Below are 14,510 nucleotides of genomic sequence, written 5' to 3' on the forward strand. Positions count from 1 at the left end.
TCTCTTCGTGCCTTACCGGATCCCCGGAGACCCCGTGCCCAGCCCGTACCGTGCTCTCTTCGCCGCCCCCGGTTCCAAGGGTTTCTCCGCCGCGGGGTTCGTCGGCCGGATGCCCCTGTCGATGATGGGCATCGGCGTGGTGACGATGATCTCCCAGCTCACCGGGCGCTACGGTCTCGCGGGCGCGCTGTCGGCCACCATCGCGCTGGCCGCCGCCGTCATCGGGCCCCAGATATCCCGGCTGGTCGACCAGTACGGGCAGCGCCGGGTGCTGCGGCCCGCGACGCTCGTCTCGCTGGCCGCCGCGGCGGGGCTGCTGCTCGCCGCGTCCTTCCGGTGGCCGGACTGGGTGCTGTTCGTGTGCGCCGCCGGGATCGGCTCGGTGCCGAGTGTGGGCGCGATGGTCCGTGCGCGCTGGGCGGCCCTGTACCGGGGGACCCCGCAGCTCCATACCGCTTACTCGTTCGAGTCGGTGGTCGACGAGGTCTGCTTCATCTTCGGACCGATCGTCTCCATCGGACTGTCGACGGCCTGGTTCCCGGAGGCGGGGCCGCTGCTGGCGGCCTGCTTCCTGGCGGTGGGGGTGTTCTGGCTGACCGCGCAGCGCGCCACCGAGCCCGAGCCGCACCCGCGCGAGCAGCGCGGCGGTAATTCGGCCCTGCGGACGCGTGGGCTGCAGGTGCTGGTGTCCACGTTCGTCGCGACCGGAGCGATCTTCGGGGCGGTGGACGTGGTCACGGTGGCCTTCGCCGACGAGCGGGGCCACAAGGCCGCCGCGAGTGTCGTGCTCGCCGTGTACGCGGCGGGGTCCTGCACGGCGGGGGCCGTGTTCGGGCTGCTGCGCTTCGCGGGGCCGCCCGCCCGCCGCTGGCTACTGGGCGTATGTGCGATGGCCGTGAGTATGATCCCCCTCCTACTGGTCGGGAACCTGCCGTTTCTGGCCGTGGCGCTGTTCGTTGCGGGCCTGTCCGTCGCTCCCACGATGATCACGACGATGGCCCTCGTCGAAGAGCACGTACCACGCGCGCAGCTGACCGAGGGCATGACCTGGGTGAGCACCGGGCTGGCGGTCGGGGTGGCGCTCGGCGCCTCGGTGGCCGGCTGGGTGATCGACGCGGCCGGTGCGCGGGCCGGGTACGGGGTTCCGGCGGTGTCCGGGGCCGTCGCGGTCGCGGTCGGTTTCCTCGGGTACCGCCGGCTCAGCAGGCCGGCTCCGGGTCGGGGAGGCTCCGTTGAGCAGCACAACGAGCACGAAGAACGGCACATGGCGTAACTGGGGCGGCAACGTCGGTGCCCGCCCCGCGCGCGAGGTCACGCCGGCCTCCGTGGAGGAGCTGGCGGCGGCCGTACGGAGGGCCGCCGAGGACGACCTGAGGGTGAAGGCCGTCGGCGCCGGTCACTCGTTCACGTCCATCGCGGCGACGGACGGCGTCATGATCCGTCCGGACCTGCTGACCGGCATACGCGGGATCGACCGTGACGCCATGACGGTCACCGTGGAAGCCGGTACTCCGCTCAAGAGACTCAATGTCGCTCTCGCGCGCGAGGGCCTGTCGCTCACCAACATGGGCGACATCATGGAGCAGACGGTGTCCGGGGCGACCAGCACCGGCACCCACGGCACGGGGCGCGAGTCGGCCTCGATCGCCGCCCAGATCAAGGGTCTGGAGCTGGTCACGGCGGACGGCTCGGTGCTCACCTGCTCGGAGAAGGAGCATCCGGAGGTCTTCGCGGCCGCGCGCATCGGACTGGGCGCCCTCGGGATCGTCACGGCGATCACCTTCGCGGTGGAGCCCGCCTTCCTGCTCACCGCGCGCGAGGAGCCGATGGCGTTCGAGCGGGTGCTCGCGGAGTTCGACCAGCTCTGGGCGGAGAACGAGCACTTCGAGTTCTACTGGTTCCCGCACACCGGCAACACCAACACCAAGCGGAACAATCGCAGCGCCGGACCGGAGAGGCCGGTCGGGCGGCTGTCCGGCTGGTTCGAGGACGAGTTCCTCTCCAACGGCGTCTTCCAGGTGGCCAACTGGGTGGGCCGCGCGGTGCCCGCCACCATCCCGTCGATCGCCGGGATCTCCAGCCGGGCGCTGTCCGCGCGGACCTACACCGACATCCCCTACAAGGTCTTCACCTCCCCGCGCCGGGTGCGCTTCGTGGAGATGGAGTACGCCGTCCCGCGCGCGGCCCTGGTGGACACGCTGCGCGAGCTGAGGGCGATGGTCGACCGCTCCGGTCTGAGGGTGAGCTTCCCGGTGGAGGTGCGCACCGCGCCGGCCGACGACATCACCCTGTCCACGGCCTCGGGCCGCGACAGCGCGTACGTGGCGGTCCACATGTTCCGGGGCACCCCCTACCAGCGGTACTTCACCGCCGCCGAGCGCATCTTCACCGCGCACGAGGGCCGGCCGCACTGGGGGAAGATCCACACGCGGGACGCCGACTACTTCGCCGGGGTCTATCCGCGCTTCGCCGAGTTCACGGCGCTGCGGGACCGGCTGGATCCCCGGCGTCGGTTCCGGAACGACTACTTGCGGCGGGTGCTGGGGGCGTAGGGGTCGCGCCGGGCGGCGGGGTGATGGCGGCGTCGGTGCCGGCCGGGCTGTCCGCTCCGGTGCTCCCGGTGCCCGTACTTCCCGTGTTCCCCGTGGGTGTCGGCGTCGGGCTCACCTCCGTACCGCTGTCCGTGTGGCCGGAGCCGGCACCGTCCTGCGGTGTCCCTCCGTCGGTCCCGGTCCAAGGAGTCCGTGTCGGAGAGGACTTGGGCGCCGGGTCGCCCGACTCCTCCGCGGAAGGGGTGCGGTGGCCGGTCACGGCCTCGCCGACCGTCGTTCCCCTGCCACCGCTGAAGGTGCTGCCCGACACCAGTTCGTACGCGGTGATGCCGGCCAGGGTGACCCCGAAGACGAGAGCGGCCGCGAGCACGGGCCGCTTCCAGCTCTTGACGCGGGCGCGGTAGACGGTCCCCTCGGTGAACTCGCCGAGCGGCGGCGGGGTCCGCCCGGCGGGGACGGACGCGGCAACCGGCCTGGCGGCGGTGGCCTTCTCGCGCAACTGCTCGCCGGTGCGCCGGAAGAAGTGCTGGAAGACCGGGCCGCCGCAGGTGGCGATGACACTGACGACACCGGCCCCGAGGATCGTGCCGTAGACGCCGAAGGAGGAGGCGAGCTTCGCGGCCAACACCGCCGCGACGGCGCTGCCCGCGACTTGAGGGACGGTCAGTTCGATCCGCCCCTTGTTCACCCGCTCCCCCGCGTTCACCTCCTCCCCCGCACTCGGCACGCCTCCACCGTCGGGCCTTTCACGCATTCCCGTACCTTGCCTCCCTCTGCCGTACATGGCCGTATCTTTCGTACCTGATCGGCCGACTGCACGAGAAAGGGACGTACGGACGAAACCGTTAGTTCCGTTTCCGGCGATTACGTGAAGTACGCCACGTTCATGATCGAAAAAATTGGTCAGGGGCGGTCAAGTCCCGTCCGTTGCCAGAAGTTGGGCGGCGCGCCCATCCACGCACATGGTCCGAATGGAGTACCGTTGTGAGCCCTGGGCCCGGCCTTCCTTCGGGGTGTCCGCGGCCTTGCTGGACCGCCGGGAGGGGCTGGTTGCACAGGGTGACGGAGTTGGTCACTTAGCGTTGCCAACAGGTAACCGTGCCATAACGGCGAGCCAGGGCCCATGCCCGACACGCCGGGCAACTCGGCAAGGTTGTGGCAGGCTGCACCCGGGCAGGCCACACTCGACTAGCGGAAGCAGCGACGCACGTGACGTCGGCAGGCACCACCCGGGAGGTCCCCATGCCCGAACTGCGTGTCGTGGCCGTCTCCAATGACGGCACACGGCTGGTGCTGAAGGCTGCGGACAGCACGGAGTACACGCTTCCGATCGACGAACGGCTCCGCGCCGCCGTGCGCGGCGACCGTCCCCGCCTCGGCCAGATCGAGATCGAGGTGGAGAGCCATCTCCGCCCCCGCGACATCCAGGCACGGATACGAGCCGGTGCGTCCGCGGAAGAGGTCGCCCAGCTCGCCGGCATCCCCGTCGACCGGGTACGGCGCTTCGAGGGCCCCGTGCTCGCCGAGCGCGCCTTCATGGCCGAGCGGGCCCGCAAGACCCCGGTCCGCCGCCCCGGCGAGAACTCCGGACCGCTGCTCGGCGAGGCCGTCCAGGAGCGGCTGTTGCTGCGCGGCGCCGAGAAGGACACCGTCCAGTGGGACTCCTGGCGGCGCGACGACGGCACGTGGGAAGTGCTGCTGGTCTACCGGGTCGCGGGCGAACCGCACTCGGCGAGCTGGACGTACGACCCGCCGCGCCGCCTGGTGCAGGCCGTCGACGACGAGGCACGTGCCCTGATCGGCGAGTCCGACGACCTCGGCGCGCCGGAGCCCACCTTTCCGTTCGTGCCGCGCATCGCGCGTCTGCCGCGCGAGCGCTCCTTCGACCGGGAGCGGGACCGGGACCGTCCGGTGCTGCCCGCGCAGGCCCCCGAGCCGGCCGAGGAGAGCACGGGCGAGCGCGACTCGCTGACCAGCCTGCTGGAGGCGGTGCCGAGCTTCCGCGGCGACCTGGTGGTGCCCGAGCGGGCGCCGGAGCCCCTGGAGGAGCCCGCACAGGAAGCGGCGGCGGAGGAGCCCCCGGCTCCCGCGGCCTCCGCCGGGTCGGCCTACGCGGACGTCCTCATGCCGCGCTCCGTCAGCAGCCACCGCGACCGCCTGATCGGCGCCACCGACCGCCAGGCGGAGGCGGACGGCGTCCGCCCCGGCCGCCGGGCCGCGGTTCCGAGCTGGGACGAGATCGTGTTCGGCACGCGCCGCAAGAAGCAGGAGTAGCAGGGCCGGAGGAGGAGGGCCGCGCCTGTGGGGTGCGGCCCTCCTCCCGTGCGCGGATGTCAGCGGGCGGCCGGCGGCAGGTCACTGCGGATCCGGGCCCACCGCGACGGGCCGGGACGGGTCCGACGACCACTCCGACCAGGAGCCGACGTACAGCGCCGCCGGGATTCCCGCGACGGCCAGTGCCAGCACCTCGTGGGCCGCGGAGACGCCCGATCCGCAGTAGACGCCGACGTCCCTGCCGTCGGTCGCTCCCAGCGCCTTGAACCGGGCCGCGAGTTCCTCGGCGGGCAGGAAGCGCCCGTCCGGACCGGTGTTCTCGGTCGTGGGTGCGGACACCGCGCCCGGGATGTGTCCGCCCACCCGGTCGATGGGCTCCACCTCCCCCCGGTACCGCTCCCCCGCGCGCGCGTCGAACAGCACTCCGGAGCGCGCCAACGCCGCGGCCCGGTCGGCGTCGAGGAGCGGCAGCGCGCCCGGCGCCGGCGAGAAGTCGCCCTCGGCCGGCTCGGGCACGGCGGTCTGAAGGGGTTCCTCCCAGGCCGCCAGGCCCCCGTCCAGGACCCGTACGTCGGGGTGCCCGGTCCAGCGCAGCAGCCACCAGGCGCGGGCCGCCGCCCAGCCCTGCCCGCCGTCGTAGACGACGACCGGCCGGTCCGCGGACACCCCGGCGCGGCGCATCGCGGCGCCGAAGACCTCGAGGTCGGGCAGCGGATGGCGGCCGTTCCCACCCGGCGCCGAGGCCAGTTCGCGGTCCAGGTCGACGAAGACGGCGCCGGGGACGTGCCCGGCCTCGTACGCGGCGCGACCGTCGAAGGGCGGCTCGCCGGCCGCCCTGGCCACGCTGAGCTGCCAGCGCACGTCGAGCAGCACCGGCGGGTGTGTTCCTGCCAGGGCACTCGCGAGATCGGATGCGGAGATGATGGCGTTCATGGTCACCATCCTTGCGCACGGGGTGGCCGCATCGTCCGAGTCCGGCTACTCTGCCCGCCGGACAGGTTCGATCACGAGGCGTACGGGACCGTACACACGCTGTACAGCCGATCGACATTCGTCGGCAAGCGCACGGAAACGGGCAGGACACCGCCTTCGGGGACGCGCTTTTGGACGGGGCGGGATCGAGGCGGCCGCCGCGAGGGGCCGGGAGATGGATGACGATGACCAAGGCACCGGAGCCGACCGGCCCGAACGGCCGGGCACACACTCGGTACACGCCCGGCACACCGTGCTGGGTCAGCCTGATGGTCCACGACATGGCCGCCACCCAGGCCTTCTACGCAGAGCTCTTCGGCTGGGAGTTCCAGCCGGGCCCCCGCCGGTCGGGCCCCTACGTACGGGCTCTGCTGGACGGACACGAGGTGGCGGGCATCGGGCAACTGCCGCCCGACCGGCACCTGCCCGTCGCCTGGACGCCGTATCTCGCCTCGGACGACGTGGATCTGACAGCTGAAACGGTACGCCTGTGCTGCGGCACGATCGGGGTGGGTCCGCTGGACGCCGACGACTCCGGGCGCCTGGCGATCGGCTCCGATCCGTCGGGCGCGGTGTTCGGCGTCCGGCAGGCCGCCGCACACCTGGGCACCGGTGTCGCCGGTGTACCCGGCACCCCGGTATGGAATGAGCTGGTGACCTTCGAGACCGGGAATGTCGTCAAGTTCTACGGAGCGCTGTTCGGTTACGAGGAGAAGGCGGCGGCGTCCGACGGCTTCGACTACGTGACCCTGCACCTGGACGGGCGCCCGGTCGCCGGGGTGCACGGTGCGGGTCGCGCCCTGCCCCGCGACCGGGGTCCGCACTGGCTGACGTACTTCCAGGTCGCCGACGTGGACGGCGCACTCGAACAGCTCGCCGCTCTCGGCGGCCGGGTACTCGCTCCGGCGCGGGACTCGCCCCACGGCCGGGTGGCCACGGTGACCGATCCGGAGGGCGCTGGGTTCGCGCTGGTCCAGGACCCGCGGTGACTCCGGCGGCCCGCGTTGACAGCGACTGTCGCCCAGGAGGGTGATACCGGCAGGACCTCCGGTGACGGCGCTGCGGCGCGGGCCTTGACGGCCGGCATGCGACGGCGGTGCAGCATCAGGCAATCCTGCCCTCTGAGACAGACCGGTGGGCGTCCGCTGCTGGACATGACGTCCGATATCCGCCGGCGTGGAACGCGCGGACCCAGGAGTCTGGGTCCGTGACTGTGACATCGACCGCGGCATTCCGTATCCATGCACTTCCCGCTGAGGCACTGGACAACGTGCGGGCGAGTGGAGTCGACGCCTTGGGCAATCGCGCCGAGCGCATCACCGCCGAGGGAGGCGAGCCCCTCCGATGCTGCCTGCGCGACGCCAGGTCCGGCGACGAGCTGCTTCTCTTCGGGTACCAGCCGCCGCTGCCCGACGGCCCCTACCGTGAGGTCGGGGCCGTACTCGCTCATGCCGAACCCTGCGCGGGTCCCGTCGGCATCGCCGGCTATCCGCCGGACTGGCGGGGACGGCCGCAGGTGCTGCGGGCGTACGACGATCGCGGCCGGATCCACGACGCGACCACGGTGCACGACGGCCAGGACCCGGAGAAGGTGATCGCCGAACTGCTCGCCGAGCCGGACGTGGCGCAGCTCCACAGCCGCAACATCGCGTGGGGCTGCTACATGTTCGCCGTCACCCGCCCCGACTGAGGTCCGGGAGGGCATCCGGCAACGCCTGAGGGGGTCGGCCGAGAACGTTCACGCTGCCCGAACGGCTCTTCCCTGGCCGCCGGCCCGGGAAGCCGATGAACCCGGCCGGCCTCCGGGCCCCCGCCCCCGTCACCACGAAGGCGCTCGGCCACCACGACAGGACCGCCACCCGCCTGGTCACCGAAGCCGGTGGCACCTGGAGGCGATACGCCCCTTTTGTCAAGCCACTTGCCGGAGTAAACGGTCGGCCCTGACGCTCCGCCGCCTGCGCGTCCGCTGTGAGAGCCGCGACGACGTTCACGGAGCCTTCCTCAGCCCGGTCCGCAGCCTTGTCCGCCGGCGACGGCTGAGGAGCCTCCCACTCCGTTCAGGTTCTCCCAGCCGGTCGCCCGCGTCGTGTCGTGGGGCACGGGGCAGCACCGTCGGTGACGATGCCGGGGTGATCACCGGCGACGTGACCCGCCGGTGGTCGTCAACCGAACGGAGAGACGTGAAAACGATGCTGCCCCGGATCGTAGCCCTCGCCGCGGTGGGTGTCCTGGCCACGGCGGTCTCGGCGGGCGCCGCCCCTGACCGGCCCGCCGCCGAGGGTGCGGGGCCACGGCCCCCCGGGCCGACCGCTCCACCGGGGGCGGCGCCGGGCGGTGAGGCCTGGGCGTGGACCCAGCTGACCAGCCGCGGCACCCAGATCCGCTACGTGTCCACGGACACCAGCCAGAGCTGTCCCACCGTGCGCTACACCCTCGGGGCGACCAGGAACCCGTTCCCGATGCACCGGGTGAGCACCCCCATGGGGCTGCAGTTCCCCACCACCGTGTGCGAGTTGGGAGTGCCCCTGACGGCCTCCGACGCGGTGCTCGAGCAGTCGACGGTCCAGGCGGCCACGCTGCACCCCGCGAACGGGCAGCTGCCCCTGCCGAAGTGGACGCCGACGACGCGTCCCGGCAGGATCGGGGTCATCGGCGACACCGGCTGCAGCGTCCCGAAGTCGGGTCCCGTCCAGAACTGCGCGACCGGCTGGCCCTTCGGCCGGATCGCGACCAGCCTGGCCAACGGGAACCCGGATCTGGTGATCCACGTCGGCGACTACCTCTACCGGGACGACCCCGCCAGGGAGAACGACAAGCCGGCGAACCCGGGCTGCCGGACGTCCGCCGACGCGGCCAGATGGGACTGCGTCGTCGCCGACTTCTTCCGGCCCGCCGAAGCACTGCTGGCCAAGGCGCCCGTCGCGCTGACCCGGGGCAACCACGAGGACTGCAACGCGGCGGGGCAGGGCGGCGCGGGCGGGGCGTGGTTCCGCTACCTCGCGGACGACCTCCGCAGCAACGGCAGCTGCAGCATCTTCAGCCCGCCCGCGTTCCTCCGCGCCGGCACCCTGAACCTCGTCTCCGTGGACTCCTCGCGTGCCGACCCGAACGACAACGGAAGCCTGGCGAACAGGGCCCTCTTCACCCAGCAGTTCAACGCCGTGAACCAGGACGCGGGGCAGCCGCAGCACGCCAACCAGGACTACTTCGTCTTCACGCACAAACCGCTGTGGATGGTGAAGGCGGCCGGCTCCATGCCCACCGCGGTGGAGTGGGCGACACCCGTCCTCGACGCCGCCGTCGCCGGCACCAACCTGCACGCGCTGCGCGAGAACGTGCGGCTGGTCCTGTCGGGACACATCCACCTCTACCAGATGCTCGACTTCAACACCGCCCGGCCGCCCCAGCTGACCGTGGGCTCCTCGGGCGGGCCGCTGGACAACGGCCCGGACGACACGAAGGTCGTCGGCAAGGCGATCGGCACGCCGCCCCAGCCCGTCAACCAGTCGATCACCCAGGAGCAGAACCCGCCCGGAGGGATCGGGGTGTTCGGCTACGCGGACCTGCGCGACACCGGCACCACCTGGAGCCTCGTCTTCCGCGACACGACCGGTTCCGTGCGGGGCCAGACCTGCACCCTGAGCACGAGCAGGACCAACAAGTCCTTCACCTGCCACTGAGCCGCCCGACGGATCGACCGCCCCGCAGCACCCCGCAGGCCGCGGGCCAGGCCCTCGGCCCGCGCCTGGTCCGTGGACTGCACGGGATCGTCGACGGTACGTCCGTGATCAGCTCGCGCGCATCGGCTTTCCCGCTGCCCTGCGGGCCTGCCCTCTTCAGGTCGGCGCTGCCCTGCCGACGGCAGCCTCTCCCGGTTCCGCCGCGTGTGGCCGGCACAGGCCGGACGCTCGGCGCCCTCCCCCTCCGCGCGATGCGATCCGGATGAGCGGCTCACCGCTGAAGCCGTGTCGGAAACGCGTACTCCGCCCGCGCGGTCTTGTCCGGCCCGTCCGGGCGCGGATGTCGGTGACCTCGACGTGCACGATGCGGCCGTTGGGCGCGGCGTGGGGGCGAAGGTGGAAGTCCTGGCCGGGGACGTGGCCGTGCCGCATGGCGTTCACGGTGAGCTCTGCGACGATCAGCACGACCGCATCGTGCGGATCGGTGCCGTACGGGGTTCCCCACCCGTCCGGACGGACGGCCGCCGGCGGGTTGGTCCGGCGTTCGGCCCACCTGGCCGGCCGGCATGGACTGCGAACCCGGGCGCAGGCCCAAGGCGCTGTGCTGCACGAGTCCGGCGGGAACGTCCAGCGGGCGGCACCCCGCCCCGGCACGGGACCCGCAACGGCCCGCCGGGACGGGCCGGCGGGCCGTTGCGGGGAGCGTCGGGGCGGGCCCGTCAAGCCGGTTCGGCGACCCGGGTCTCCTCCGAGGGCTGCATCTGCGGGGGATCCGTGCGGAACATCCTCGTCAGGCAGGCCAGGTAGACCACGCCCAGGCCGAGCCAGACCACGCCGAGGGTCAGGGCTCTGCCGTCGAGGTTGAGCAGCAGCCACACGTCCACTGCCGCACCGATCGCCGGAGCGACGAAGTAGGCCAGGGGGTTGAGGGAGCGGCCCTCCCGGCGGGCGCGGACGAAGGTGGCGATCACGCTCAGGTTGACGAAGGTGAAGGCGGTGAACGCCCCGAAGTTGATGAACGAGGTGGAGGTGGTGACGTCGAGTTGCAGCGCCACGAGGCCGATGGCTCCGGTCAGCAGGATGTTGAGCGCCGGGGTGCGGAAGCGGGGGTGCACGTAGCCGAACATCCTGCGGGGCAGGACCGCGTCGCGGCCCATCGCGAAGAGCAGCCGTGAGGCACTGGCCTGTGCGGCCAGGCCGGAGGTGAACTGCGCCACCACCAGACCGGCCAGGAAGACCGAGGCGAAGAGGTCCCCGGCGATGGTTCCGGCGATCTCGAAGGCGGCCGAGTCCGGGTCGGTGAAGGAGCCGCCGGGGTGCGCGAGTTGGGTGGTGTAGGCGAGCAGGACGAAGATGCCGCCGCCGATGAGGGCGATGAGCATGATCGCCCGGGGGATGGTCCGCTTCGGGTCGATGGTCTCCTCGGTGAGGGTGGTCACCGCGTCGAAGCCGAGGAAGGAGTAGGCGGCGATGGCCGCTCCGGCCGAGACGGCGGACCAGGTGGTCGCGTCGTTGACGAACGGTGCGCCGCTGACCAGGGACGAAGCGCCGCTGTCCTGGAAGACGTGCGCGATCGAGAAGCCGGCGAACAGGACGATGACCAGGACCTGGAAGGTCATGAGCAGGTTGTTGGCCCGCTTGGCGGTCTGGATGCCCAGCAGGTTCAGCGCGGTGGTGATCAGGATGAAGCCCAGGATCCACACGGCGGCCGGGACACCGGGGAACTGCGCCTTCAGATAGGCGGCACCGATCAGCCAGATGACCATCGGCAGGAAGAAGTAGTCGAGCAGGGTCGTCCACCCGACGAGGAAGCCCGCCCGCGAGTCGATCGCGCGCCGCACGTAGGTGTAGGCGGAGCCGGCCACGGGATGGGCCTTGGCCATCCTGCCGTAGCTGTGCGCGGTGAACAGCATCGCGGTCATCGCGAGCAGGTAGGCGGCGGGCGTGGCGCCGTGGGTGAGTGCGGCGATCACCCCGAAGGTGCCGAGCACGATCAGCGGCGTCATGTAGGCGAGGCCGAACAGGACGACCGATCTGAGGGTCAGGGTCCGGTTGAGGGCGGGGGGCTGCATAAGGGGGCTCCAGGGTCAGGAGGGGGAGGGGCCGGCGGAGTGCCGTGCGGGATTCCACCGCGCAGGGTCGATGCTGCCGCCGTACAGCGGCAGTTCGATCGGGACGTCGTCGTCCGTGAAGTGGTCCCACATGCGGGTGACTCCGGCTGTGCCGAAGGTGCGCACCCGTGTGACGTCGTCGAGGTCGAGGACGTCGGTGAGCACCGTTGCCGCTTCTCCCGGAGCTTCGATGCGGACCCGCCCCTCCGGGTCCGCGATCAGGCTGCGGCCGGTGCCGACCGGTCCCGCGGTGTTCACACTGACGACGTAGACCTGGTTGGCGATGGCGGCGGCCCGGACGAGGACCTGTTCCTGCGCGCGGTCGCTGGTGGTGGTCATGACCTGGTTGACGATCACCTCTGCGCCCATCCAGGCCAGATGACGGCTGACTTCGGGGAACCAGATGTCGTAGCAGATGGCGAAGCCGATGCGTCCGATGCCGGGGAGGTCGGCGACCACGAACCGGTCTCCGGGCGCGTAGGGCTCGGACGGGCGCCAGGGGAAGATCTTGCGGTACGAGGCGACCAGCCGGCCCTCGGGGGAGAAGACCACCGCGGTGTTGAACAGTTCGCCCGCCGGCCCGCGTTCGCACACCGTGCCCGGCGCCAGCCAGATACCCAGGTCGCCGGCCAGCTCGCCGAGCTGCCTGGCCCGGGGGCCGTCCAGGGGCTCGGCAGCCGCCTGCAGCTGCTCCTCCGCCTCGGCGCCCGAGCCCTCCACTCCGCACAGGTGGAGCTCGGGATGGATCACCATCCGGGTCTGCGGCAGCCGGCCCATCAGCTCTTCGACATCCCTGGCGAATTCCGATACCGGGGCGGTGGCGAGGTGGGGCGGCGCCTGGGCGAGGGCGAGGGGAAGAGGTCTGGACATGACGTGCTGTACCTGTTTCTGGACGGGCAATTCGGGGCGCATCCGGTGAACCGAGCCGAACATCGGCGACGTAAAAATAGTTCATGTTGAACACTTAAACAAGAGTGATCAAAGTGATCAATTATCGGAGGGGCAGTCGGCGGGGCCGTGACCGGAAGGCCCACCGGACGGTCGCGGGCGGCGAGCCGGTGACCCTTCCCGGCCGCGGCGCTAAGGTGACCCGCATGCCCCGCCCATCCGACCCGTCACCCACGGCAGGCAGTGCCGCGGACTCCGCGGATCTGGACGCGTTCCTGCTCTCCGGTGTGAGAAGGCTCTCGGCGCTGGACGCCGTGCGGGCGCGTATCGCGCTCGCGGTCGACCTGGGACTGCTGGCCCCGGGCGAGCGACTCCCGGGCAGCGACCGGATCGCCCAGTCCCTGGGGGTCTCCGAGATCACCGCCCGCCGGGCGCTGGTCTCGCTGTGCGAGGACGGTGTCCTGGAACGCCGCCGGGGCCGCAACGGCGGCACCCTGGTCGCCGAGCAGCCGGCCCGAGGCGTGGTCGGCGCGACCGATGCCTATCTGTCCGCGGCACCGGACGTGCACCGGCTCATCGACCACCGGCTGGTCCTGGAGTGCGGCATCGCCCACCTGGCGGCGGAGAACGCCGGGGCCGCCGACGTCCGCCGGCTCGAGCGGCTGGTCGAGGACATGGAGCAGGTGCCGAGCTGGGCGGAGTTCCACAGTTGCGACGAGAGGTTCCATCTCGCCGTGGCGGAGGCGGCGGGCCTGCCCACGACCGTCGCGTCCTACGGGGTGGTCCTGCGGGAGCTGTACCAGTACTACCTGCCGTACCCGCTGGAGCCTCTGCGCAACTCCAACAGCGAGCACCGCGACCTGGTGGAAGCCGTGGCCGCGGGCGACTGCGCGGGCGCGGCCCGCATCGCGCGGCAGCACGTCGAGACCCTGCGCCGGACGATGTTCGTCGGCCTCGTGGAGAACGCGGAACCCGCTCCGCCCCGCGGCTGAGCGGCCCGGGCCCTCCGCCCGATGGCGACCCGCCGTTGGCGTCAGGCATGCGGGTCCCCTCATACGGTCCCGTTGGTCGCATGACGTGACCAACGGTGACGTAGGAACAGGGAGCGGCTGTACGCATGCTGTCCGCACGAGTAGGAGCTGCGCGCCGTAACGGCGTCCATGGCTCGGCCAGGCGCTGGGCGAGCCTGCCGCGCCCAGTCGCCGTTGTGGGCATGGCGGTGTCCGGGGCGGAGGGTCGGCGGACTTCGTCCACGCCACCGTCCGAGCGGTCGAGCAGAGCAACGACGTGACGCCGACCCGGAACGGTCAGGGACTGAGGTCGATGACTCGTACGGGTTGCCCCTTCCACGCGTCAGGGGCTGTGGTCGCGACCACAGCCCCGTTCGGCCGTTCCGCGGTCGGCTCGGCGGTGTGTCGCGTGTGGGCGGGGGCCCAGGACGTTTCGCGGGCCACGGCGAGTGCGGCCGGCAGATCCAGGTCGAGCACCGTGATGCCGGGAAGCGCGGCAAGGTGCTCCGCCGTACCGGGCCGTACGCGATCGGCCTCGACCAGAGCACACGCGGGGGCGTACAGGAACCAGCCCGCCTCGGAATGCGCACGGTGGATCAGGCGTGAGGCGAGCACATTGCCCCGTCCTGCCGCTACCATCGCCGTCTCGTCCAGGACAATGTGCAGAACCTCGGTCACCTTGCCCCTGCCTCACTGAGCCGCCGGTCCAACTCGGCGTCGAGTTCCGCCTGTTCGCTTGTGCTCGGGTCGTAGCCGTTCCATGCCCGCAGGGCGGCGCGCGCTTGCTCTGCACGGACCGCGCGCTCCTCTGGGGTGAGCAGGGTCTCGGCGAGATGGGACAGGTAGCCCCGCAGGGACATGCCTTCGGAGGAAGCTATCCGGGCAAGCCGGTCGCGGGCCTCGGCGGGGATGCGGATGTTGGCGTCGGACATGCAGGCCTCCTCATACGACCCCGGCAGGATACGGGTACGGGTACGTACCCGTCCAGTCCGCACAAAGCGTGAAGCGCGTCTCGAAAGTGTG

At 71.7% G+C, this 14,510-nt stretch carries 13 protein-coding genes; 7 read left to right on the forward strand and 6 right to left on the reverse strand.

Annotated features, from left to right (window positions below; all coding sequences use genetic code 11):
* The first annotated feature begins 34 nt into the window (after positions 1-34).
* Together ACX25U_RS09090 and ACX25U_RS09095 are read left to right on the forward strand one after the other, a co-directional pair.
* Positions 35-1,273 (forward strand): MFS transporter, encoded by a 1,239-nt coding sequence (locus ACX25U_RS09090; protein ID WP_454390386.1) that lies wholly within the window; start codon positions 35-37, stop codon positions 1,271-1,273.
* Entirely contained in the window at positions 1,233-2,552 is a 1,320-nt protein-coding gene (locus ACX25U_RS09095; protein ID WP_454390388.1) for a D-arabinono-1,4-lactone oxidase, read from the forward strand. The genes ACX25U_RS09090 and ACX25U_RS09095 overlap by 41 nt, the downstream gene beginning before the upstream one ends.
* Here the strand turns inward: ACX25U_RS09095 and ACX25U_RS09100 are convergent.
* Complete coding sequence (locus ACX25U_RS09100; RefSeq protein ID WP_454390390.1) at positions 2,476-3,306, reverse strand: hypothetical protein; 831 nt, start codon at positions 3,304-3,306, stop codon at positions 2,476-2,478. The two genes, ACX25U_RS09095 and ACX25U_RS09100, sit on opposite strands and share 77 nt — an antisense overlap.
* A 488-nt stretch (positions 3,307-3,794) precedes the next feature.
* Between ACX25U_RS09100 and sepH the strand changes: the two genes are divergently transcribed.
* The gene (gene sepH, locus ACX25U_RS09105; RefSeq protein WP_454390392.1) at positions 3,795-4,826 is read left to right on the forward strand and encodes a septation protein SepH; all 1,032 of its coding nucleotides are present in this window, start codon (positions 3,795-3,797) and stop codon (positions 4,824-4,826) included.
* Positions 4,827-4,907: 81 nt separating this feature from the next.
* Here the strand turns inward: sepH and ACX25U_RS09110 are convergent, their stop codons facing one another.
* A complete protein-coding gene (locus ACX25U_RS09110) occupies positions 4,908-5,759 on the reverse strand; it encodes a sulfurtransferase (RefSeq protein WP_454390394.1) in 852 nt (283 codons plus the stop codon).
* Positions 5,760-5,983: 224 nt separating this feature from the next.
* Here ACX25U_RS09110 and ACX25U_RS09115 point away from each other — a divergent pair, with 224 nt between their 5' ends.
* The 3 genes from ACX25U_RS09115 (at position 5,984) to ACX25U_RS09125 (ending at position 9,478) form a co-directional block, all read left to right on the forward strand.
* The gene (locus ACX25U_RS09115) at positions 5,984-6,787 is read left to right on the forward strand and encodes a VOC family protein (protein ID WP_454390396.1); all 804 of its coding nucleotides are present in this window, start codon (positions 5,984-5,986) and stop codon (positions 6,785-6,787) included.
* Positions 6,788-7,092: 305 nt separating this feature from the next.
* Positions 7,093-7,488, forward strand: a complete 396-nt coding sequence (locus tag ACX25U_RS09120) for a DUF1203 domain-containing protein (RefSeq protein WP_458633807.1) — start codon at positions 7,093-7,095, stop codon at positions 7,486-7,488.
* Positions 7,489-7,987: 499 nt separating this feature from the next.
* Positions 7,988-9,478, forward strand: coding sequence for a metallophosphoesterase family protein (locus ACX25U_RS09125; protein WP_454394171.1), 1,491 nt, complete (start codon positions 7,988-7,990; stop codon positions 9,476-9,478).
* Positions 9,479-10,197: 719 nt separating this feature from the next.
* On the opposite strand, the gene ACX25U_RS09130 is transcribed toward ACX25U_RS09125, so the two are convergent.
* Both ACX25U_RS09130 and ACX25U_RS09135 read right to left on the reverse strand, forming a co-directional pair.
* On the reverse strand, positions 10,198-11,550 hold the full coding sequence (locus tag ACX25U_RS09130) for an APC family permease (RefSeq protein ID WP_454390400.1): 1,353 nt from the start codon (positions 11,548-11,550) through the stop codon (positions 10,198-10,200).
* Between the two features lie 15 nt (positions 11,551-11,565).
* Positions 11,566-12,459 carry a carbon-nitrogen hydrolase family protein gene (locus tag ACX25U_RS09135; RefSeq protein WP_454390402.1) on the reverse strand — a complete coding sequence of 298 codons (894 nt, stop codon included), beginning with the start codon at positions 12,457-12,459 and terminating at the stop codon, positions 11,566-11,568.
* A gap of 224 nt (positions 12,460-12,683) precedes the next feature.
* On the opposite strand from ACX25U_RS09135, the gene ACX25U_RS09140 reads away from it, so the two are divergent.
* Positions 12,684-13,469 (forward strand): FadR/GntR family transcriptional regulator, encoded by a 786-nt coding sequence (locus tag ACX25U_RS09140; protein ID WP_454390404.1) that lies wholly within the window; start codon positions 12,684-12,686, stop codon positions 13,467-13,469.
* Between the two features lie 315 nt (positions 13,470-13,784).
* On the opposite strand, the gene ACX25U_RS09145 is transcribed toward ACX25U_RS09140, so the two are convergent.
* Positions 13,785-14,165: a hypothetical protein gene (locus tag ACX25U_RS09145; RefSeq protein ID WP_454390406.1), complete on the reverse strand. Its 381-nt coding sequence runs from the start codon at positions 14,163-14,165 to the stop codon at positions 13,785-13,787.
* A complete protein-coding gene (locus ACX25U_RS09150) occupies positions 14,162-14,419 on the reverse strand; it encodes a hypothetical protein (protein ID WP_454390408.1) in 258 nt (85 codons plus the stop codon). Before ACX25U_RS09150 ends, ACX25U_RS09145 begins: the two co-directional genes overlap by 4 nt.
* Between the last annotated feature and the right edge of the window lie 91 nt (positions 14,420-14,510).

Source organism: Streptomyces sp. JNUCC 63 (assembly GCF_054366325.1).